24 protein-coding genes are annotated in these 21675 nt (G+C 56.8%); 15 read left to right on the forward strand and 9 right to left on the reverse strand.

Features of this window, described 5'->3' with window-relative positions; all coding sequences use genetic code 11:
- Nucleotides 1–16 precede the first annotated feature (16 nt).
- On the reverse strand, nt 17–373 hold the full coding sequence (locus tag HZ99_RS14710) for a metalloregulator ArsR/SmtB family transcription factor (protein WP_032894886.1): 357 nt from the start codon (nt 371–373) through the stop codon (nt 17–19).
- Nucleotides 370–792: an arsenate reductase ArsC gene (locus HZ99_RS14715; RefSeq protein WP_038443865.1), complete on the reverse strand. Its 423-nt coding sequence runs from the start codon at nt 790–792 to the stop codon at nt 370–372. The genes HZ99_RS14710 and HZ99_RS14715 overlap by 4 nt, the downstream gene beginning before the upstream one ends.
- 129 nt (nt 793–921) lie before the next feature.
- On the opposite strand from HZ99_RS14715, the gene arsN2 reads away from it, so the two are divergent.
- From arsN2 to HZ99_RS14735, 4 genes are all read left to right on the forward strand, one after another.
- A complete protein-coding gene (gene arsN2 / locus HZ99_RS14720) occupies nt 922–1386 on the forward strand; it encodes an arsenic resistance N-acetyltransferase ArsN2 (RefSeq protein ID WP_038443867.1) in 465 nt (154 codons plus the stop codon).
- A gap of 72 nt (nt 1387–1458) precedes the next feature.
- Nucleotides 1459–1827: a hypothetical protein gene (locus HZ99_RS14725; RefSeq protein WP_038443869.1), complete on the forward strand. Its 369-nt coding sequence runs from the start codon at nt 1459–1461 to the stop codon at nt 1825–1827.
- A gap of 61 nt (nt 1828–1888) precedes the next feature.
- Nucleotides 1889–3061, forward strand: coding sequence for a DUF3800 domain-containing protein (locus HZ99_RS14730; RefSeq protein ID WP_038443871.1), 1173 nt, complete (start codon nt 1889–1891; stop codon nt 3059–3061).
- A complete protein-coding gene (locus HZ99_RS14735) occupies nt 3054–3590 on the forward strand; it encodes a hypothetical protein (protein WP_038443873.1) in 537 nt (178 codons plus the stop codon). Before HZ99_RS14730 ends, HZ99_RS14735 begins: the two co-directional genes overlap by 8 nt.
- A 260-nt stretch (nt 3591–3850) precedes the next feature.
- Here HZ99_RS14735 and tnpC read toward each other — a convergent pair whose 3' ends face one another.
- From tnpC to HZ99_RS14760, 5 genes are all read right to left on the reverse strand, one after another.
- On the reverse strand, nt 3851–5419 hold the full coding sequence (gene tnpC, locus HZ99_RS14740) for an IS66 family transposase (RefSeq protein WP_038441719.1): 1569 nt from the start codon (nt 5417–5419) through the stop codon (nt 3851–3853).
- Between the two features lie 81 nt (nt 5420–5500).
- Nucleotides 5501–5836 (reverse strand): IS66 family insertion sequence element accessory protein TnpB, encoded by a 336-nt coding sequence (tnpB, locus tag HZ99_RS28595; protein ID WP_038441718.1) that lies wholly within the window; start codon nt 5834–5836, stop codon nt 5501–5503.
- Nucleotides 5833–6165, reverse strand: coding sequence for an IS66-like element accessory protein TnpA (gene tnpA, locus HZ99_RS14750; protein WP_038441717.1), 333 nt, complete (start codon nt 6163–6165; stop codon nt 5833–5835). The genes tnpB and tnpA overlap by 4 nt, the downstream gene beginning before the upstream one ends.
- Before the next feature lie 149 nt (nt 6166–6314).
- Entirely contained in the window at nt 6315–7754 is a 1440-nt protein-coding gene (locus HZ99_RS14755; RefSeq protein WP_044271727.1) for a hypothetical protein, read from the reverse strand.
- A complete protein-coding gene (locus HZ99_RS14760; protein WP_038443875.1) occupies nt 7751–8737 on the reverse strand; it encodes a nucleoid-associated protein in 987 nt (328 codons plus the stop codon). Before HZ99_RS14760 ends, HZ99_RS14755 begins: the two co-directional genes overlap by 4 nt.
- A 329-nt stretch (nt 8738–9066) precedes the next feature.
- Between HZ99_RS14760 and HZ99_RS14765 the strand changes: the two genes are divergently transcribed.
- From HZ99_RS14765 to pqqE, 11 genes are all read left to right on the forward strand, one after another.
- Nucleotides 9067–9696: a hypothetical protein gene (locus HZ99_RS14765; protein ID WP_034139560.1), complete on the forward strand. Its 630-nt coding sequence runs from the start codon at nt 9067–9069 to the stop codon at nt 9694–9696.
- 534 nt (nt 9697–10230) lie between these two features.
- Nucleotides 10231–10818, forward strand: coding sequence for a hypothetical protein (locus tag HZ99_RS14770; RefSeq protein ID WP_144243182.1), 588 nt, complete (start codon nt 10231–10233; stop codon nt 10816–10818).
- A 134-nt stretch (nt 10819–10952) separates the two neighbouring features.
- Nucleotides 10953–11414, forward strand: coding sequence for an Lrp/AsnC family transcriptional regulator (locus tag HZ99_RS14775; RefSeq protein WP_038443879.1), 462 nt, complete (start codon nt 10953–10955; stop codon nt 11412–11414).
- Nucleotides 11415–11560: 146 nt separating this feature from the next.
- Nucleotides 11561–13252 carry a flavin monoamine oxidase family protein gene (locus HZ99_RS14780; RefSeq protein ID WP_038443881.1) on the forward strand — a complete coding sequence of 564 codons (1692 nt, stop codon included), beginning with the start codon at nt 11561–11563 and terminating at the stop codon, nt 13250–13252.
- 11 nt (nt 13253–13263) lie between these two features.
- Nucleotides 13264–14058, forward strand: a complete 795-nt coding sequence (locus HZ99_RS14785; protein ID WP_038443883.1) for a carbon-nitrogen hydrolase family protein — start codon at nt 13264–13266, stop codon at nt 14056–14058.
- Nucleotides 14059–14108: 50 nt separating this feature from the next.
- Nucleotides 14109–16508, forward strand: coding sequence for a pyrroloquinoline quinone biosynthesis protein PqqF (gene pqqF, locus HZ99_RS14790; protein ID WP_038443884.1), 2400 nt, complete (start codon nt 14109–14111; stop codon nt 16506–16508).
- A gap of 163 nt (nt 16509–16671) precedes the next feature.
- A complete protein-coding gene (gene pqqA, locus HZ99_RS14795; RefSeq protein ID WP_003194766.1) occupies nt 16672–16746 on the forward strand; it encodes a pyrroloquinoline quinone precursor peptide PqqA in 75 nt (24 codons plus the stop codon).
- Nucleotides 16747–16821: 75 nt separating this feature from the next.
- Nucleotides 16822–17733 carry a pyrroloquinoline quinone biosynthesis protein PqqB gene (pqqB, locus tag HZ99_RS14800; RefSeq protein ID WP_038443886.1) on the forward strand — a complete coding sequence of 304 codons (912 nt, stop codon included), beginning with the start codon at nt 16822–16824 and terminating at the stop codon, nt 17731–17733.
- Between the two features lie 10 nt (nt 17734–17743).
- Nucleotides 17744–18496 (forward strand): pyrroloquinoline-quinone synthase PqqC, encoded by a 753-nt coding sequence (gene pqqC / locus HZ99_RS14805; protein ID WP_038443888.1) that lies wholly within the window; start codon nt 17744–17746, stop codon nt 18494–18496.
- Entirely contained in the window at nt 18493–18768 is a 276-nt protein-coding gene (gene pqqD, locus HZ99_RS14810; protein WP_038443890.1) for a pyrroloquinoline quinone biosynthesis peptide chaperone PqqD, read from the forward strand. The genes pqqC and pqqD overlap by 4 nt, the downstream gene beginning before the upstream one ends.
- The gene (gene pqqE / locus HZ99_RS14815; protein WP_404942435.1) at nt 18761–19891 is read left to right on the forward strand and encodes a pyrroloquinoline quinone biosynthesis protein PqqE; all 1131 of its coding nucleotides are present in this window, start codon (nt 18761–18763) and stop codon (nt 19889–19891) included. Before pqqD ends, pqqE begins: the two co-directional genes overlap by 8 nt.
- Nucleotides 19892–19895: 4 nt before the next feature.
- On the opposite strand, the gene HZ99_RS27860 is transcribed toward pqqE, so the two are convergent.
- Together HZ99_RS27860 and HZ99_RS14825 are read right to left on the reverse strand one after the other, a co-directional pair.
- A complete protein-coding gene (locus HZ99_RS27860) occupies nt 19896–20054 on the reverse strand; it encodes a YqaE/Pmp3 family membrane protein (protein ID WP_038443893.1) in 159 nt (52 codons plus the stop codon).
- 298 nt (nt 20055–20352) lie between these two features.
- The gene (locus tag HZ99_RS14825; protein WP_038443895.1) at nt 20353–21633 is read right to left on the reverse strand and encodes an aspartate aminotransferase family protein; all 1281 of its coding nucleotides are present in this window, start codon (nt 21631–21633) and stop codon (nt 20353–20355) included.
- Nucleotides 21634–21675: the final 42 nt, after the last annotated feature.

Genomic DNA, 21675 nt, shown 5'->3' on the forward strand with positions numbered 1-21675 from the left:
TCCGGTTGGGCGTGAATCAGCTACACACGGCTTGGTTGATCGGACGGTCGTTCATGCCGCAGAGGCGCTTAGCCTCGGTTTCCAGCCATTGCTGATTGGCGTCTACCACTTCCTTCAAAACTGCAGTCACCCACGCGGGCAAATCAGGATTCAGTCGGTAGTACACCCATTGGCCTTGGCGACGATCCAACAACAAACCGGCAGAGCGCAGCAGCGCCAAATGACGAGAAATCTTCGGCTGACTCAGGTCGAGTGCTGCCGTTAGCTCGCATACACACAGCTCACCTTCACTCACGACAAGCAGCGAAATTTTTGCTCGGGTGTCATCCGCCAGGCACTTGAATAAGGTGGTGGGGTTCAAGGGTTCTGTCATAGATCCTCCAGGTGTTTGGTCTTGACCAAAACGAAGAGCTTGATGCGCTCGTGGATGTCGTGGAGCGAGTGGCGAAATGCGCCAGGATCATCGCTAGTTACTGGGTCAGGAAAATCCCATGCAATGACTTCACCTGCGCCGGGCATTGGTAGGCACTCGCTTGCGGATTTATCACAAAGAGTGATTACGTAATCGAATCGATCAGCTTGAAATTCGCTGAGGGACTTGCTGCGCAGGCCCGTTGCGTCTACTCCAACTGCCTCCAATGCCTGAGTCGTGCGCGGATCAACCTCAGACGGTTCAGATCCTGCGCTGAAGGCCTCGAAGCGCGGGTCGGTGTGCCGCAGCAAAGCCTCTGCAAGCAGGGAGCGGGCTGAGTTGGCAGCGCACACGAAAAGCACTTTGATAGCAGGGCTCATGGTTAAACTCGATGCATATGGAAAATCGAATATACGCTTTGGCGAATATTTGGTAAAGCGAGTATGATGGCTGCTGCTTCGGCTTGAGCCGTGACAGTTCCTACAAAGCGGCACCAAGGAGATAAGGGGATGGGCAAGGAGATGATGATCCAGGCAACGAAAATAGCCGGAGGGCAGTCGCAGCGATTTCGCGATGCGCTGAAATCTGCTGACCTTCCAGCAGACGATATTGATCTTCCAGGCCGAACCTTTTTTGAGTTCTCACGGAATGGTGAGACTGTTGGATGGGGAGGGTTTGAAACGCATGGGACAGATGGATTGCTGCGCTCCATGGTCGTAGAGCCGGCGTACAGATCGAAAGGGGTTGGGGCTGAGGTGCTTCGAGTCATTGAAGCAATAGGCGCCGAGCAGGGAATCGCTCGTTTTCATTTGCTGACAACAACTGCATCAGGCTTTTTTGAGCTGCAGGGCTATGCAGCAAACCAACGAGGCTCTGCGCCGCTTCTGATTTCTCAGACGGAGCAGTTCAGGAGGCTTTGCCCTGGCTCGGCTTGCTACATGTGCAAAGCATTATCTGCGAATGCACGAAAGTAGCTGATCACCTTGGTGATGGCTTTTAGCCTCGATGCCAGCTAGATTTGGAGCTTCCTACGATCAAGGATGGATATGAAAAAGCTCATCGCAGTAATGGGGATCTGTGTCGCACTTGGCGGTTGCGCTACGTCCCACTACACCGCAGGGCGAGACTTTCCGTCGGCCAGTGTAGCGAGCATCACCAAAGGTAAAACGACGACTACTGAGTTGAAGTCGCTGTTTGGTGAGCCCTACGCTAAGAGCGCAGTCAGCGAGACTGACGAGAAGTGGATCTACACCTACACCAATGGCTCAGCGCATGCCCAAAGCTACGTGGTCACCATGAAGGTGACGACTACGGGCACTCAGAAGACCCTCGACGTCTTGATCCGAAATGACGTGGTCATCAACTACACGTTCAGCGAAGGCCCCGCTCCAGGCACTACCACTGCGACGAACTAAGTTCGCCACCTTGTCATTGGGCGACCCGCCGCGCTCAGTACGTTGTTGATGGAGCAAGCTCATGGACAGAACATATGCCTTCGTGGATGAGTCCGGGAATTCCGACCTAGATACGTCAAAGGGTGGAAGCTCGGGCTTCTTCATCGTCTGCTCCATTCTAGTGGCAGAGAAAGACCTGGAGGCTGCTTATGCCCAAGCTGAAGCACTCCGCGAGCGGCATTTTCAAACGGGCGAGATCAAATCCAGCAATCTTAAGCCCAAGGATTCAGATCGCCGTGCCCGGATCCTAAACGAGCTAGCCGATCTGCCATTCAGGCTCTATTTCACCGTCGTTGATAAGTCCCAAATTCGCAAAGACGGTGGCCTTCGTTTCAAGACCTCATTCATAAAATATGTGAATGGGTTGCTCTATGAACGTTTGTTCCGCGCATACCCAGACCTCCAGATGATCGTAGACGAGCATGGTGGCCAGGAATTTCAGGAGAGCCTCAAAAGCTACGTTTCAGAACGGTTCGTCGATGACCTATTTGGCGATAAAGATGCCTTCCAGACGATGGCCAGTAAGGACAACGTCTTGGTTCAGGTTGCAGATTTTTTTGCTGGCTCAGTCGCTCAGATCTACGAAGAGAAAGCATCGGAAGAAGCAGTTCTTGCCTACAAAAAGATTCTACGAAGCCTGACCCTTGGAATGCTTGAGTGGCCATCCAAGTACCAGTCTCTTCTGCCGCCGCCGGCGGATGAATCTGGGTATGCAGACTACCAGGTACACCAAGAAGCTCTCCGCCAGGCTGACCTTTTTAGCGAAAGGGCTGGTGAGCACCCTAATGAGGATGAGCGCCTGCAGCTGAGCATCTTGCGGTTCCTGAGATTCCAAAGCGAATTCGTCACCAAAGACTACGTGCCAACCGCAGAAATAGTCGGCCACCTAAAAGATAGCGGCTTCGGAGATATCAACGACCAGAGGATCCGCTCCAGCGGCATCGCCAAGCTTCGCGATTCGGACGTGATTATCACAAGCGCGGCCAAAGGCTACAAAATTCCTCAGACACGGGCTGACATCAACGAGTTTCTGGAAAGGGCGTCAGGCATAGTCGTCCCTCTGCTGGAACGTGTCAAAAAGGCTCGAGAGGTGTATCGGCTGAGTAGTCGAGGAGAATATGACATCGTGACTGCAGCCAACCTGACTGAGCTAGCCAAGCTGCTCGCTGCGCTCGAGGCATTTGCAGATGACTGAACTCAGTCATGGCCAGGAACCTCACCAGGCTGCATTGATCCAGGATGAAATCCTAGAGATCTTGAAAGAAGCCAAGGTGCTTGCACGTAGCTTCTATCGCCTGACCGGCAAGCCGCTGGGCATAACAGGCGAGGTCGCAGAGTACGAAGCTGCTACTAGACTCGGCCTGTTACTACATCCTGCAAGGCAGGCGGGTTACGACGCTACAGAGGCGCTGGAAGATGGCGTCGCGAGAATCCAGATAAAGGGCCGCTGCATCCTCAACCCACGAAAGATTACGGGCCGAATGGGGGCAATTGATCTACGACAACCCTTCGATACTGTGCTCTTGGTGCTGCTTGATTCTGAGTTCAACGCATTTGCAATGTACGAAGCGAGTCGTGCCAAGGTAGAGTCAGCACTGACCCTGCCTGGCTCGAAAGCCAGAAATGAACGGGGAGCGCTGGCGATTAGGCAATTCATGTCGATAGCTACCTTGCGCTGGGCTCGCCATGAGGCCAGCGAATCAGAGAATCTACTTCCCTCCTAGAATCGAGCGCTAGTGGTATGTTGCTCTGAGATACATATTTAATGTCCCCAATAAGGCACATTAACCATCATTTTTAGGCTTAATGGCCCTATTTGGGGACATTAAACTGAGCAAAGGAATGCGGACAATGATGGCTATAGCCCCCTACCTCACCCGACTATCTTCTGATTTGGAAGCAAGCCCCTAATGGTTCCTGGCATAGCTTCTAAATATCCGCGTAGTAATACTGCGTATGCGTCCGGGCATCCCGCCTTGCGCAACTAAACCGGTTGCCATCTATGCGGCAGCAGCTCCGCAATCTCACTCGCCCGCTGCGTCGGCAGGCGCGTGAGGACGTCCTTCAAATAAGCATACGGATCATGCCCATTGAGCCGCGCCGACTGGATCAAGCTCATGATCGCCGCAGCCCGTTTGCCGCTGCGCAGTGAACCTGCAAAGAGCCAGTTCTTGCGACCCAACGCCCATGGCCGGATCTGGTTCTCGCACCAGTTATTGTCGATGGGTACGGCCCCGTCATCGAGATAGCGCGACAGCGCCGTCCAGCGTTTCAGGCTGTAATCCAGTGCTTTGCTGATAGCCGAGCCATCGTGCACAAGTAGGCGCTGGGCGATCATCCAGGCATGCAGTGCACCCATCACCGGCACAGCTTTTTCCTGCCGTATTCGGTGGCGAAAATCCGGTTCAAGGTCGCGGATCTCACTTTCGATTTCGTAAAGTAACTGGATGTAGCGCAAGGCCTGCTCGGCGAGCTGGCTCTTGTTGGTGGCGTGTAGCTCGAAGAACTTGCGTCTTGCATGGGCCATGCAACCGATTTCGGTTACGCCGAGTTCAAAGCTGGCCTTGTAGCCACCGAAATCATCACAGACCAGCTTGCCCTTCCAGTCTTGCAGAAAGTTACGAGCATGCTCACCGGCGCGGCTGGGGCTGAAGTCGTAGACGACAGCCGCTGTTTCGCAGAGTTGGCTGGTGGCGTAGGCCCAGACATAGGAACGATGAGTTTTTTTCGAGCCCGGCATTAGCATCTGCACGGGTGTTTCATCGGCGTGAATGACCTGCTGCCCGAGCACTACATCGCGCAGCGCATCCACCAGAGGCTGTAACTGCACGCCAGTAACGCCAACCCATTGGGCCAAGGTTGAGCGTGGGATGGCCAAACCGGCTCGACCAAAAATCGACTCCTGGCGATAGAGCGGCAAATGGTCGGCGAACTTGGCGATCATCACATGGGCTAGCAGCCCGGCGGTGGGGATGCCCTTGTCGATGACCTGCGCCGGAACCGGCGCCTGGATCAGCGTTTCGCAGTCATCACAAACCCACTTGCCGCGAATGTGACGCTCCACGGTAAACACGCCGGGCGTGTAGTCCAGTTTCTCGCTGACGTCTTCACCGATACGCTTGAGGGCGCAGCCGCATGGGCAGTGAGTGTTGTCCGGTTCGTGATGGATCAGGGTGCGTGGAAACTCCGGCGGCAACGCAGCGCGCTTGGGCTTTTGCTTTGCCTCGGTTGGAGTTGGAGCTGTTTGCAAGGCCTGAAGCTCAGCCTCAATCGCCGCGATATCGGTATCGATCAAGTCATCGAGCAAGCTGGCCTGCTCCGGACTCAACTGCTCGCTACGCTTGGCAAATTTGAAGCGCTTGAGCTGCGCGATCTCGTGGCTCAACTTTTCGATCACCGTTTGACCATGATGGATCCTCTTACCCATGGTCTCGACGGTCTTGCCCATTGTTTCGACTTGTTGGTCCAGCGTCTCGACACGCTGCATCAACTGCGCTGCCAGAGCGCGCAGTTGTTCAGGGGTCAGGTGATTGAGATCAGGGAGCGAAGTCATGCCGCCGATTTTGCCAGAACAGGTCAAAACCAACGATAGGCTGATCGGACAATTGCACAGCCAGATGGGGCATGGCAGAAGTTATACGATGGAAATCGCGTTGCCTGGCCCGACCCTTTGCCAAGGCAAACCTAGCACCAGAGCATGCAGTTGCTCGGAGCCCAATTCTATCTGCGAACCGTGCCGGGAACCCGGCCAGAAGAACTTGCCCTGATGCAGCCTGCGCGCCGCCAGCCAGATGCCCAGCCCGTCGTGCACCAGCACTTTCATGCGATTGGCACGGCGGTTGGCAAACAGATAAGCACAGTGCGGCTGCGCCGCACCGAACACTGCTACCACCCGAGCCATCGCAGTGTCGGTGCCGGCGCGCATGTCCATGGGCTCGGTGGCGAGCCAGATGGTGTCGATGCGGATCATCGCAACAGGTCTCGCAGAAAGGTGGCGCAGGCGGCAGCACTTTCGGTCGGCCAGTTCACTTTGACGGTGCCACGCGGGTGCTGGATTTCAACGCAGATGTTCGATGATGCAGCTTGCGAATTTCCTCCGGCTAGCTGCAAGGGTAGCGGAACGAAAGCAGGTTGCAGCGCCATGGCTTTCTGCGTTTGCACTCGAATCCATTTGTGGACGAGGTTCGCGTTAAGGCTGTGGCTGAGTGCGACGCTGGCAATCGAAGCGCCGGGCTGGGCACACTCTTGAATGAGCTGGGCCTTGAAGGATTTGGAGTAGGAACGGCGTTGTGGCTGCATGGAAAGACCCGCTTAAAAGGCTAGAAATGGTGTCCACTTAAATTAGGTGGACACCATCGCCTTTGGCGTCGGGGTCAGGAAGGTGTGTTGGCCGGACGCATACAATACTGCACCATAAAGATTCAACCGTAGGTGCATTTATAGTTTTACTAAAAAAAAGCGGCGATGTAGTTCCAGACGCAGAAAAAATAATAATCGATGTGATTCGCTACAAAGTTAGGTGCCGCAAGCGATAGGAAGTAGTGAACAATGGCTGCGTATAGACAGAAACACACAGTCCAAGCGAGCCAGTAAACGGTGCGTCCGGACGATATAGGTTTTTCAACCAAGCGCTTCCAGTCTTCGGCAGACATAAAGTTGTAGATCTTCTTCCGCCACCCTTCTCTACTGCTGTCAGCAAGACTGTTAAAACGCAAGGTTGATAGAGTGTTGATAACTATGCTCAATATGAGAAGTGCAGAGACACCAAGATACAGAATCGTGGTAGCTGTATCGGCCACGCCTGCAGTCGCTATCGGAGTCTTGAGAGCTAAAACAACACCCGCAACCGCGAAATCACGCCAAAGAGCTGATATTAAATCCCTTGTCGCAGTTTGTGTCTTATTAACCTCGTCCTGCAAACCCTTGCGCAGATCCCCTAAGCTTTTGACAGCCTCCTTGCTTTGATCCTGGAGATGAAAGGCGAACGCTTCCTTGGCCCCCGAGAGGCTATTTTTTAAGAGTGGCGTTGAGCCAGAGGGCCACGTCGTCCCACTGTTCCAGTTGATAGCAATGTGGTTGTTGAAAAGTTGGAATTTCGTTTCACACTCCCTAGGGGTGGAGTAGATCCACTGGCAGGTGTCGTGAAGCATCTCAAAATTGATATCAGCCCAGTTAATAGGCTGGTCTATAGCTATGGGGAGTGAGCGCCCGCCTCGAAATATTACATGAGCCTCATCATCTTCCTTGCGAATCTCGGCTGGCAAGCAAAAGGAAAGCTTTTCCACCGCCACGCGTTTCCAGGCTGTAAAAGGTTCGCTTTCAGCAATTGGCTCAGCAGTCAGCAGCCATGGCTCAAGCGACGGGGGGGTAAGGGAGTGGGTAAGATCCCGTACCATTTTCCAAGGTTTTTCAGGATGTTGAGTGGCGGTCGGTAAATTTCTATCTCCACCCATTTCTTTCACTAGGAACTGATGAGTGGAAAATTCAAAGGTTTCACCTGCAACCCACACGCACATTTTTTTCTGTGAGTTCTGTGCTGAAAATTGGTTTGTCCTCAACCAGTTTTCGAAACCTTTTAAAGTTAGGAAATAACACCAGTCATCATCCGTTGGCTTCTCCAAGATGACTGTCAGTCTGTCATTTTCCACATCCTCCAAATCGAAATCTTTGATCTCGATGCTGTCGGAAACTTCTCCAAAAAGCTCCATCTTTCCGATGCCCACAGAACAAACACGCTGGGCAAGATCTTTCAATTCTCGAACAAACCCGGAAGATGTAACGCTTACTTCATCAATTCGAAAAATATGCGTAGTTTCAACCTGCGCAGAACCACCTGACGCCGTAAGTCGCTCAAAGAAGCTGCGAAGTTCCAGCGCTAGCTGTTTCATGATTCACGCAAGCGACTTGTACGAATAGTAATAACAGTTTCATCCTTTCCATTTTCTATAGTTAAGCTTCCCTTTGCCCGCGCAGGCATATTGATGGTTATGCCTTCACTTGTTACGTATTTCTTTGCCTCATTGGTAGGTAGCTCTTCCTCATCATAGGAGAACACCTCACCAGTCAAATTTAGGCTTTCCAATTCTTTGTCAAAGGTCGCTCGGATTTCATCTTGGCCATTGATGCCAAAAAAATCTGTGAAGAATTCGTCGACTTCAAAGTCTTTACGCTTTTTCGCAATCTCAACGACTTTCTCAGCGACCTTCGATGTGATAGCAGGCGGCAGATCACCCAGATGTGTCCTTACAGTTTTTTTGATTGCCTTAACCAAATCTACCGTCATTTCCTTTGAGTTCCGGAGGCGCTCTACTCCCAGGAATTCTTTGAAGAAATCACTGATTCCTGAGCGGCTCATTTTATCAATGATCACTACTTCTGAGTCTTTGGAATCCAAATCAATAAGAGCTGATTTCTGCAACGCTTTTGGTGATTCAGTAAAGTTGTTAGTAACTGCCTGAAGTATTGCCTGGGCGCCCTTAGTTTCAAATGTCACGACTTTTTCAGAGTCGTACTTGATTAAGGAATAAAACTTTTTAGCCCCTGTAATTAAACCAATTACAATCAACACGCCTGACTTCATCCGTTTATCACCAAGGCGATGAAATTGCCGCGCCAAGCTCTTGGAGATATCGACAAAATTCGACTCGCCCTTTTCCCAACTATTCAATTTGGCCTTTACTTGAGATATTTCAGCGAAAGAGAATTTATTGCCCTTGAGGGTTTCTTTGATGCGGTCAATGAAGAACGGCTCGAAGGTGCTTAAGGGGGTGTCGTCAAAAAGGATCGGATCATCGGCTCGATGATGCACCACGTGAAAAATGAAATTCTCGATTTTCAGGGCTTCGATTTCTTTATCCGTAAGAGTGGCCAAGTTAAATCCTCATCCTTGCTGGTGGCGACATGACATTAAGCATTGATGTAAGCACCTTTTCAGCGTTATGCCTAGCGTCCCCCGCAGGGCATAGCATACGAATCACTGTATGAATATACACCTACAGAAAGCGGCTGGCTGCCGTTTGGCCCCACCCAGGATCACTTGTCCGATGGAAGGCTCACTGGTAAGCGTGTTTAAGCGTGCATGAACGCTGAGCACTGGGTTACATTTTTCGAGAATCTTTTTATGCTTTTATAGAAAAGCAATAATTGCTTTTATTTTATTGCTATGGGATGCTTCTTAGCATCTGACAGGAGATCCATCCCATGAACGACATTATTTCGCTCATCGAAAACGCAGCAAAGACGAAGAATGACCTGGCGTCCGCATCTATCCGCATGCCCAAGGAGCTCTACTCATTTATCGAAGGTCTGGCTGATCAGCTCGATCTGAGTCGCCAGGAGACAATGCTGAAACTGCTAGAGAAGGGGGTTGAAGCTGCCAAGGCGGCTCTGAAGCTTGATGACAAAGAGCAGGCGGCAGTAGACATCGAGTTACTCGAACCGTCGAGCTTCCACCTTCTGAATACGAACAAGCGTCACTCATTGGAAGACCATGACCGTATGCTGAGCGAGGGTAGCGCAGCAGCTTTTTATGCCCCTTGGAAGTACAACATTGACCGTATAAAGAAAGGTGACGTGGTCTTCTTGTACGAAAATGGCAAGGGGATCGTCGCCTTCGGCCAAGGTACTGGCGAAACTGAAAAACGTGAGCATCACGGCTATCTCGAAGAGTGCCATTTTCAGCGACTGATGGATTTCACCATCTTGGATAAGCCGATTTCGGCTGCGGAGATCAAGAAAGCGGTACAGAAAAATGTCGTCTTCTTGCGCACGATGTCTCCCATGCCCGATGGCCAATTGCTGCTGAATCTGATCCAAAAGCGCTCCGCATGAAGCCTGGTGGGCGTAGTCAAAACAACCATCCCAACAGGGGCTAGGATCGGCTCAGTACGCTGCAGGGGTAGCCAACCGCACAGGCTCAATCTCTCCCTAAGTCCGCTCAGCCCATCTCTGAAGGATGGAATGATAGGAAGTCGTATAAATACAACACTCGGGTTGTATTTATAGAAATATGACACGACAATAAATGAACGCCAGCATTCCCCAGTGTCTACTGACGATTGACAAGATCAAGACCGGACGGACAGTATCCGGACGAACAATTCACGCACCACATAAGGGTTCGAGTCCTACTGGGCCCACCACCTTCAAAGCCGCGCATTGCGCGGCTTTCGTGTTTCTGGCGGTGATGAAGGTGAGGGGGGTGGCGTCTTTCAAAACAGCCGAAACGCCCAAGAAGTGTCCAGCCCGCTTTGCCAACGGGTTCAGAGGGAGCCCCTTGGCCAGATGCCCAGGACTAAACTGCGCCTGCTTGCGACTCATGCCCTGGGAGGGAGCCGCAAGAAACTTAACGAGACGGAGAACGTTATGGATCTACAAACTGTGCAGCTCATCGTCATACCGCTGGTCTTAGGTATGCTCACACTGTTCGTTACCTGGCTTCACAATTCAGCCAGCATTTCCCACCAACGCACCCTGCGCCTGCGCGAATTGGTGCAGTCCGGATCCTGGCGCACAGTACATCCAATGGTTCTGGTGCTGGACGTACGTGAAGCCTTTGGAATCCGGGTAAACCTTGACGCTCGCGCCTTACGGCTGGCACTGGAGTATCAAGACAAGGCCTTCTCCGCACTCAAGGACTACCTCTCTTGCCGCGACTTTGTACACGTTGCCGAAGATGGCCGGAGCTTTAGGCGATCAAAAATACCAGGTGCCGTACAAAATTATGGTAATTGGTCTACGTATGTCCCACTGATCGCACTGTTCGTATATTGGTTGTTGATGGGGCTTTCCAGCTACTTGTATAAGTCAGGCCACACCGAAGCGCTCTGGTTAATGCCCATCGCGGCGCTGTCCATACTGGCCGGGATCGGAATTGCCAGAAACTTGCGGGCAGCCAATCGCCTGTTGAAGTTGCCGCCGATCGCAGATGTCGAAAACGAGTCCGACCGTTGATCTGTCCAAAAGGGACCTACAACAGGTGAAAGCCGCGCACTGCGTGGCTTTCGCGTTTCTGGCAGGCCCCTCAAGCACCACTGGCCCTGAGCCTGTAAGATACCTCCCCATTGCCACCCGCGCCGGAGCCCATCTTGTCCGCCACCCGCCCTCCCGTCCTTGATGAAATCGACCGCCAGTTGATTGCCGCCTTGCAGATCAATGCCCGCGAAAGCGTGGCCATGCTGGCCCGGCAGTTAGGCATTGCCCGCACCACTGTGACCTCGCGCCTGGCCCGCCTGGAAAAGACCCAAGTGATTACTGGCTATGGCGTACGCCTCGGCCAGCGCGTGGTGGATGGTGGGCTGCAGGCGTATGTGGGGATCACTGTACAACCGCGCTCCGGCAAGGAAGTGCTGCGCCGGCTCAGTGCCATGGCCCAGGTCCAGCAACTGTGTGCGGTCAGTGGTGAGTTTGACTATGTGGCGTGGCTGCGCACCGATTCGCCGGAGCAACTGGATCAGTTGCTGGACCAGATCGGCAGTGTCGACGGGGTAGAAAAGACCACCACTTCGATAATCCTCAGCAACAAATTGGATCGTGGCCAGCCAATCTGACCGCCTAACCTGTCACTTCGACTGAAATTAATTCAATTCGACGACACATTGCGTCTTATTAACGAGCGCTACGCTCCCTAGAATGGCTGCCATCTTTTCCTATACTCCACGGGTTGTGCCCCGTCGAGTTGCCAGCAAGGTCAGCCATGAACACCACCAACAAAAACAATCGCCACCCTGCAGACGGTAAAAAACCCATCACCATCTTTGGCCCGGATTTTCCGTTCGCCTTCGATGACTGGATCGAGCACCCAGCCGGGCTAGGCAGCATTCCCGCCGCCAACCACGGAGCCGAAGTGGCGATTGTCGGTGCGGGTATCGCCGGGCTGGTGGCGGCCTACGAGCTTATGAAGCTCGGCCTCAAGCCGGTGGTGTACGAGGCCTCGAAAATGGGCGGGCGCCTGCGTTCCCAGGCGTTTGAAGGGGCCGAAGGCATCATCGCGGAGCTGGGCGGTATGCGCTTCCCGGTGTCATCGACGGCGTTCTACCACTATGTGGACAAGCTGGGCCTTGAAACCAAGCCGTTTCCCAACCCGTTGACGCCCGCTTCCGGCAGCACCGTGATCGACCTGGAAGGCCAGACCCATTACGCACAGAAACTCGCCGACCTTCCTGCACTGTTCCAGGAAGTGGCTGACGCCTGGGCCGATGCATTGGAAGCCGGCTCACAGTTCAGCGATATCCAGCAAGCTATCCGCGACCGCGATGTGCCTCGCCTCAAAGCGCTGTGGAACAGCCTGGTGCCGCTGTGGGACGACCGCACCTTCTATGACTTCGTCGCCACTTCCAAGGCGTTCGCCAAGCTGTCATTCCATCACCGCGAAGTATTCGGCCAGGTGGGCTTCGGCACCGGTGGCTGGGACTCGGACTTCCCCAACTCGATGCTGGAAATCTTCCGGGTGGTGATGACCAACTGCGACGACCACCAGCACCTGGTGGTCGGTGGCGTAGCACAAGTGCCCATGGGTATCTGGCGTCATGTGCCAGAGCGCTGCGCCCATTGGCCAACCGGCACCAGCCTCAGCTCCCTGCACCATGGCGCGCCACGGGCCGGGGTCAAACGCATTGCCCATGCTGCCGACGGGCGTTTCGCGGTGACTGACAACTATGGTGACACTCGGGAATACGCCGCAGTGTTGACCACCTGCCAAAGCTGGCTGCTGACCACCCAGATCGAATGCGACGAAACCCTGTTCTCGCAAAAAATGTGGATGGCCCTGGACCGCACACGCTATATGCAGTCATCGAAAACCTTTGTCATGGTCGACCGGCCTTTCTGGAAGGACAAAGACCCACAAACCGGCCGCGACCTGATGAGCATGACCCTCACCGACCGCCTGACCCGTGGCACCTACCTGTTCGACAATGGCGACGACAAGCCGGGGGTCATTTGCCTGTCCTACTCGTGGATGAGCGATGCCCTGAAAATGCTGCCGCAGCCCATCGATAAACGGGTGAAACTGGCCCTCGACGCGCTGAAAAAGATCTACCCGAACGTCGACATCAAGGCGCGCATCATCGGCGACCCGATCACCGTTTCCTGGGAGGCCGACCCGCATTTCCTCGGTGCATTCAAAGGCGCGTTGCCGGGCCATTACCGCTATAACCAGCGCATGTACGCGCACTTCATGCAAAAGGATATGCCGGCCGAGCAGCGCGGGATCTTCATTGCCGGCGATGACGTATCCTGGACTCCAGCCTGGGTCGAAGGCGCAGTGCAGACCTCGTTGAACGCGGTTTGGGGCATCATGACCCACTTCGGTGGCAGTACCCACCCGCAAAACCCGGGGCCTGGGGATGTATTCGATGAAATCGGCCCCATCGCCCTGGCCGAATAAGGAGCCAAGCCATGCGTGTCGCCCTGTATCAATGCCCGCCATTGCCGCTGGATGTCGCCGGCAACCTCAAGCGTCTGCACATCGTCGCCCATGAAGCGTCCGATGCAGACCTGCTGGTGCTGCCGGAAATGTTCCTCAGCGGCTACAACATCGGCACTGAAGCTGTGGGCGCACTGGCCGAGGCGCAGGATGGGCCGTCGGCGCAGACCATTGCCGAACTGGCGCGCAACGCGGGCCTGGCGATTCTCTATGGCTACCCGGAGCGGGCCGAGGACGGGCAGATCTACAATGCCGTGCAACTGATCGACGCCAACGGCCAACGCCTGTGCAACTACCGCAAGACGCACCTGTTCGGCGACCTCGATCACTCAATGTTCAGCGCCGGCGGCGATGAGTTCCCCATCGTCGAGCTGAACGGCTGGGCGCTGGGAATGCTGATCTGCTATGACCTGGAGTTCCCGGAAAACACCCGGCGCCTGGCCCTGGCCGGTGCCGAGTTGATCCTGGTTCCGACGGCCAATATGGTGCCCTTCGACTTCGTCGCCGACGTCACCGTGCGTGCGCGGGCCTTTGAAAACCAGTGCTATGTGGCCTACGCCAACTATTGCGGGCATGAAGACCAGATCCAGTATTGCGGGCAAAGCAGCATCGCCGCGCCCAATGGTCAACGCGTCGCCCAGGCTGGCCTGGATGAGGCGCTGATCGTCGCTACCCTCGATCGCCAACTGATACATGACGCGCAAGCGGCCAATCACTACCTCGCGGACCGACGTCCCGAGCTGTATGCCGCGCTGCACAAGCACTGACCACCGCGCTTTGCGCTAGCATAGGCACTTCCTACGTTCTGGAAGTGCTCATGCCTGTGCCGGCCCACCCTCATCACCTGCAACTGACCCTGGCCAATGGCCTGCGGGTTTCCCTGCGCCACGCCCCACGTCTCAAGCGCTGTGCAGCAGCCTTGCAGGTCGCGGCCGGCAGCCATGACGTGCCATTGGCCTGGCCGGGGCTGGCGCACTTTCTGGAGCATCTGCTGTTTCTTGGCACCGAGGCCTTTCCTGCATCTGACGGCTTGATGGCCTACGTGCAGCGCCACGGCGGCTTGGTCAATGCCAGTACCCGCGAACGCACTACCGACTTCTTCTTTGAAGTGCCCACCCCAGTGTTTGGCGACGCGCTGCAGCGCCTGGGCGATATGCTCACTCACCCACGCCTGGCCATGGACGATCAACTGCGCGAGCGCGAAGTGTTACAGGCCGAATTTATCGCCTGGTCCCAGGATGCCGAGGCACAGCAGCAGGTCGCGCTCCTCGAAGGCCTCGCCGCCGGGCATCCGCTGCGGGGTTTTCATGCGGGTAATCGCGATAGCCTGCCGGTGGAACGGGAGGATTTCCAACAAGGCTTGCTGGGGTTTTATCAGGACTTCTATCACGCCGGGCAAATGACCTTGAGCCTTGTCGGCCCACAGTCGCTGGAGGAACTGCAAGCCCTGGCCCAGTACGTTGGCGAGCGCCTGCGCCCAGGCCCGCGGCGCCCGCAGCAAGCACCACCAGCACTCATGAGTGGCAATAAACACCGCTACTCACACCCTGGTAAACACCATTTGCATCACATCATCGCCTGCAACACCCCCCATGAAGCCTTGGTATTCCTCTGCACCTGGCTGAATAAGGCGGCGCCGGGCGGCTTGCTTGCCGAGTTGAAAGCACGCGGATGGGCAAGTGCATTGCATGCCAAGGTGCTGTACCAGTTTGCCGGGCAGGCGTTGCTGGATATTGAGTTCACCCTGGGGTCAAACGGAGCACAACAGGTTGCGGCAATCGAAGCGCTCCTCAATGACTGGCTGAGCTTTTTCGCCCACAGCGATTGGACAGCACTGCGGGCAGAGTACGCCCTGCTGGGCGCTCGCCAGCAGCAAACCAGTGGCGCGCTGGCCTTGGCACAACACGACCAACCGCCACTGTCCGAAGAGCATTGCCAAGCCCTCCAAGCGATGTTGGGCGCCTTGCATCTACCGCACGCCAAACAGGCCTGGAAGCTGCCACCTGGCAACCCATTCCTGCAACAGACGACTAAAGAGGAACGCCCCGGCCTGATTCGCGGCCAGACCAGCGCCCATCGCGGCTTGCGCACCTTCGCCCAGGATCGCTCCCGTGGCAGGCGCGAGCTGCCAGCCCTGACGTTCAGCCGAGCGCTGCCAGACGACACTGGCGAAGGTGCCCTTTATCTGTGCTGGCAGCTGGATACGCCCGAGCATGGAGCGCTTTTCCCACGCTTGGCCAACAGCCTCCAACCACTGCGAGAAAACGCCCGTCAGGCCGGTGTGGAAACTTCCTTCGAGGCCATAGGTAACAACTGGCTCCTGAAAATGACCGGTCTGCATGAGCCCATGCCGATCATCATCGAACAACTGGCACGTGACCTGACTCAGCCCGACGCCAGCCGATGGCAAGAGATACCCACCAACCCGCTGCCGCAAATGGCCATTCGTGAGTTGCTCAAGGCATTGCCAGCCCGTGCTGCCGACACCGCGCGCATCATCGACATCAACGTGCTACCTGACCTGTGGGCCACTGCCCGCTGGCAAGGCCTGGGCATCGGTGTACCGGCCGTGTGGGAAATGGCGATCAAAAATGCGGCGGCACGCCTGCCCGGACAATCGGCCGACGTTGAGTACAAGGCCCAGCCCATCAACGGCCAGCGTCGCTGGCAAACCTGCGACACCGCTGGCGACGAAGCCGCCTTGCTGCTGTTCTGCCCGGCGCCGAGCCTATCCCTCGCCGACGAGGCCGACTGGCGATTGCTCGCACACCTGGCCCAAACCCCGTTCTACCAGCGCTTGCGCGTCGAACTGCAAGTGGGCTACGCGGTATTCAGTGGTATCCGACAGTTCAATGGGCAAACCGGCCTGTTATTTGGCGTTCAGTCACCCAATGTCGCGCTGGCGGACCTGTTCGATCACGTCCAAGCCTTCCTCAAGCAACTGCCAGCCCTGGTCAATGGGAGCCAAGACCTGGGCAACGCAGCTCTGGCCCAGCAGTTCTCGCCGCAGACGCTGCCCACCGCCCAAGCCGCCGAGCTGCTCTGGCAGGCCCGTTTGGCGGGGCATGGCACGGACTATCTTGAGCCGCTGCAAGAGTTGATTCGGACCCGTACACGCCAGCATCTGGTTGACGCGGCGCAGCAACTCAACCAAGCCGCTGGCGGCTGGCACTGCCTGGCCAATGGTGCGGCGGTGGGCGACTCCTGGCAGCCGTAAAGCTGATCGTTGCCGATGCTGCAACAGGCTTTTTCCGCCAAGACAGCGCTAGCTCGACGAGAAATAAGTAATATTCCCACACACATCTGAACATCTCCGACTGGAGGTGGACTATATGTATTACTTGGTAGTAAACGTCCCATCCCTTCGTAGGAGTATGAATATGACCTGGTCCAAACCTGCTTACACTGATCTGCGTATCGGTTTTGAAGTCACCATGTACTTCGCCAGCCGCTGATTGCTTTTGTATTGCAATGCAACGCCTCGGCTCGCCGGGGCGTTTTTATGTTGAGTCTTGTGTAAAGGAGCGGCGATGTTTGTCCAGATTCTAGGTTCGGCTGCCGGTGGCGGTTTCCCGCAATGGAACTGCAACTGTGTGAACTGTGCTGACTTTCGCGATGGCAGCCTGCGGGCCCAGGCGCGTACCCAATCGTCCATCGCCCTTTCCGACGACGGTGTGAACTGGGTGCTGTGCAACGCCTCGCCCGACATCCGCGCCCAATTGCAAGGCTTTGCACCGATGCAGCCCGGCCGCGCGCTACGCGATACCGGGATCAGCGCAATCATCCTGATGGACAGCCAGATCGACCACACCACAGGCTTGCTCAGCCTGCGCGAAGGCTGCCCGCACCAGGTGTGGTGCACCGACATGGTCCATGAAGACCTGAGCACCGGCTTTCCATTGTTCACCATGCTGGCTCACTGGAATGGTGGCCTGGATTGGCAGCGGATCGCGCTGGATGCCCGCTTCACCATTCCCGCCTGCCCCAACCTGCGCTTCACCCCGCTCCCTTTGCGCAGCGCCGCACCACCCTACTCGCCCCATCGGTTCGACCCACATCCCGGTGACAATATCGGCTTGATCGTCGAAGACCTGCGCAGCGGCGGCAAGCTGTTCTATGCCCCCGGCCTGGGCCAGGTGGACGCGCCGCTGCTGGAGATGATGGCCGCCAGCGACTGCCTGCTGGTCGACGGCACGATGTGGGATGACGATGAAATGCAGCGCCGTGGCGTCGGCACCCGCACCGGCCGTGAAATGGGCCACCTGGCCCAGAACGGCCCCGGCGGCATGCTGGAGGTGCTGGAGCAGTTGCCCAAGCAGCGCAAGGTGCTTATCCATATCAACAACACCAACCCGATCCTCGACGAAGACTCCCCTGAACGGGCCGAGTTGGCGCGGCGCAATGTAGAAGTAGCCTACGACGGCATGCGCATCGAATTGTAGGAGAGCCCCAATGACCGATACACCGCTGACCCCCGCCGACTTTGAACAGGCCTTGCGGGCCAAGGGCGCCTTCTACCATATCCACCACCCCTATCATGTGGCGATGTATGAAGGCCGGGCGACTCGCGAACAGATCCAGGGCTGGGTTGCCAACCGTTTCTACTACCAGGTGAACATTCCACTGAAGGACGCTGCGATCCTGGCCAACTGCCCGGATCGGGAAATCCGCCGCGAGTGGATCCAGCGCCTGCTCGACCATGACGGCGCCCCTGGCGAAGACGGCGGCATCGAAGCCTGGCTGCGCCTGGGCCAGGCGGTGGGCCTGGACCCGGATCAACTGCGCTCCCAGGAACTCGTGTTACCCGGTGTGCGGTTTGCCGTCGATGCCTACGTCAACTTCGCCCGCCGGGCCAGTTGGCAGGAAGCCGCCAGCAGCTCCCTGACCGAGTTGTTCGCCCCTCAGATCCACCAGTCACGCCTCGACAGCTGGCCCCAGCATTACCCATGGATCGACCCTGCCGGCTATGCGTATTTCCGCACCCGCCTGGGCCAGGCCCGACGCGACGTCGAGCACGGGCTGGCGATCACCCTGGAACACTACACCACCCGTGCGGGCCAGGAGCGGATGCTGGAGATTCTCCAGTTCAAACTGGACATTCTGTGGAGCATGCTCGATGCCATGAGCATGGCCTATGAACTGAACCGCCCGCCTTATCACAGCGTGACCACGCAGCGGGCCTGGCATAAAGGGATCACCCTATGAGTTTCGACCGCAGCAAAAAGCCGGCGTGGCGCCAGGGCTATCGCTACCAATACGAGCCAGCGCAGAAAGGCCACGTATTGCTGTACCCCGAAGGCATGATCAAGCTCAACGACAGTGCCGCCTTGATCGGCGGCCTGATCGATGGCGAGCGCAGTGTGGCAGCCATCATTGGCGAGCTGGAGCAACAATTCCCAGGCGTGCCCGAACTCGGTGAAGACATCGAGCAGTTCATGGAGGTCGCACGTGCAGAGCACTGGATCGAACTTGCCTGAAACACCCGCGATCGGCCTGCCGCTCTGGTTGCTCGCCGAGCTGACCTACCGCTGCCCGCTACAGTGCCCGTATTGCTCCAACCCACTGGATTTCGCCGAGCAGGGCAAGGAGTTGAGCACCGAGCAGTGGATCAAGGTGTTTCGCGAGGCTCGGGAAATGGGCGCAGCCCAACTGGGGTTTTCCGGCGGTGAGCCGCTGGTGCGTCAGGACCTCGCCGAACTGATCGGCGAAGCGCGCAAGCTGGGGTTCTATACCAACCTGATCACCTCCGGCATCGGCCTGACCGAGCAGAAGATCAGCGACTTCAAGAAGGCTGGCCTGGACCATATCCAGATCAGCTTCCAGGCCAGCGACGAGCAGGTGAACAACCTGCTGGCCGGCTCCAAAAAAGCCTTTGCGCAGAAGCTGGAGATGGCCCGGGCGGTCAAAGCCCATGGCTATCCAATGGTGCTGAACTTTGTTACCCACAGGCACAACATCGACAAGATCGACCGCATCATCGAGCTGTGTATTGCCCTTGAGGCGGACTTTGTCGAACTCGCCACCTGCCAGTTCTACGGCTGGGCGCAACTCAACCGCGTTGGCCTGCTGCCGACCCAGGCGCAACTGACCCGTGCCGAACGCATCACCAACGAATACCGCGCCAAGCTGGAAGCCGAAGATCATCCCTGCAAATTGATCTTTGTTACGCCGGACTACTACGAGGAACGCCCGAAGGCCTGTATGAATGGCTGGGGCAGTATCTTTCTGACAGTCACACCAGACGGTACGGCCCTACCTTGTCACGGCGCCCGACAGATGCCAGTGCAGTTTCCCAATGTGCGTGACCACAGCATGCAGCACATCTGGTACGACTCGTTTGGCTTCAACCGCTTTCGCGGCTATGACTGGATGCCCGAGCCATGCCGCTCGTGCGACGAGAAGGAAAAGGACTTCGGCGGCTGCCGCTGCCAGGCGTTCATGCTGACTGGCGACGCCAGCAACGCCGACCCGGTCTGCAGCAAGTCCGCCGATCACGGCATCATCCTCAATGCCCGCCGGGAAGCCGAGCACGCTATGCAAACCATCGAACAACTGGCGTTTCGCAATGAGCGCAACTCACGGCTGATCGCCAAAGGCTGACGGGTCAGCGCTTGGCGATGATGTACACCGCATGCACGATGCCCGGGATGTAGCCACACAGGGTCAGCAGGATATTCAGCCAGAACGCGCCGGCGAAGCCTACTTGCAGGAACACACCCACGGGCGGCAACACAATGGCGATGATGATACGAATGAAATCCATGGGTCAGCTCCGAAAAATCGGCTCGTGTGAGCCGTACAGTTAATCGACCCTGGGCGCGCGTGAGGGTTCAGTAGGATCTGGCACGGGGCTATCCTCCTCAGGCGAGGATTTCCAGCCCATGCTTTTGCACGATGCTCAGCAACGTGAGCGCCATGCCGATGCCCGCTAAAGAGCCGTTTATTTCGATAAGCCTCAAGCCTCCTTTTCAATCCAAAAATGACACGCAAAAAAACGCCCCCAGCCAAAAGAATCAGGCTGGAGGCGCCGCGTATACCGCGAGACGGTTCAGGAATAAGGGTTAAACGGCAATGCCCTTGCGGCATTGCAGTTGGGCGGTGTGCACACGGGAGAACGCCCGGGCCAGACGCAGCAGCATTTCGTCAATGCTACTCTTGCTCACCGTCAACGCCGGGGTGAAGCTCAGGCAGTCGGGCTGTGGGGCATAAAGGATCAGGCCTTCATAAAGTGCCGCCTTGACCACCGCATCTGCCGAATCATCTGACAAGGCCAGGCCCAACAACAGGCCCTGGCCTCGCAGCTCGCCCTGGCCATATCGACGGGCAAGGCGCGCCAAACCCTCGGACAGATACTGGCCAATATCGCGGACATGCTCGAAGAAGCCGTGCCCCAGTACACTATCGAGCACGGCAACTCCGGCAGCCGCCATCAGGGCATTGCCATGGTGAGTGCCGTCCAGCTCACCCAATTCAAAGCAGCACGCTTTGCCGCGAGCCAGCAGCGCTGCCAATGGCACTCCGCCGCCCAGGCCTTTGCCAAGGGCGACGATGTCGGCGCGCACGCCGTAGCGTTGCTCGGCCAGCAGGGTGCCGCAACGGCCCATCCCGGTTTGTACTTCGTCAAGGATCAGCAGGATGCCCAGCTCCCGGCATAGCCGCTCAACCCCCTTGAGGTAATGTTCGGTGGCTGGAATGACACCCGCGTCGCCCTGGATCGGCTCCAGCATGATTGCCACGGTTTGCGCATCGACCGCCTCATGCAGGGCCGGTAAATCGTTGAACGGCACGTGGCAAAAACCGGGCAGTTGCGGTTCGAAACGATTGTTGCCAGTCCCCCCCGAGGCCGCCAGTGTGGCCAGGTTGCGGCCGTGACAGGCATTGCCCGCAGTGATAATGCGAGAGGCGCCGCCACGGTGCAGTTGGCCCCACTTGCGCGCCAACTTGATGGCCGCCTCGCAGGCCTCCGTCCCGCTGTTGAGCAGGTAGGCCTGGTCACTGCCGGTGCTGTGGCACAGGCGCTCCACCAGGTTCAGTTGGTTGCGGTTGTACAGCCCGATGCCAGGATTGATCAGGGCCTGCGCCTGGTCAGCCAACGCGCGCACCAGCACCGAGGGGCTGTGGCCAAGGCTGTTGGCAGCGCCGCCCTGGGTAAAGTCCAGGTACGCACGGTCTGCACTGTCCCAAAGCCAGGATCCCTGGCCACGCACGAAAATCTGAGGTGGCCGGGCCACGGTGGGCATCAGGGATTGGCTGGAACGCTCATCGCGCAACGTCGGGGTTTTCCCGTCCAGTAGCAGATCATCCAGGCTCGGTGCCGGGCGGCGCAGGTTGAACAGGTTCATGCCCGCACACTCCACAGGTTGTTGGCAACCCAAAATTGGCGG

Origin of the sequence: Pseudomonas fluorescens (assembly GCF_000730425.1) — a bacterium.
Lineage (GTDB): Bacteria > Pseudomonadota > Gammaproteobacteria > Pseudomonadales > Pseudomonadaceae > Aquipseudomonas > Aquipseudomonas fluorescens_X.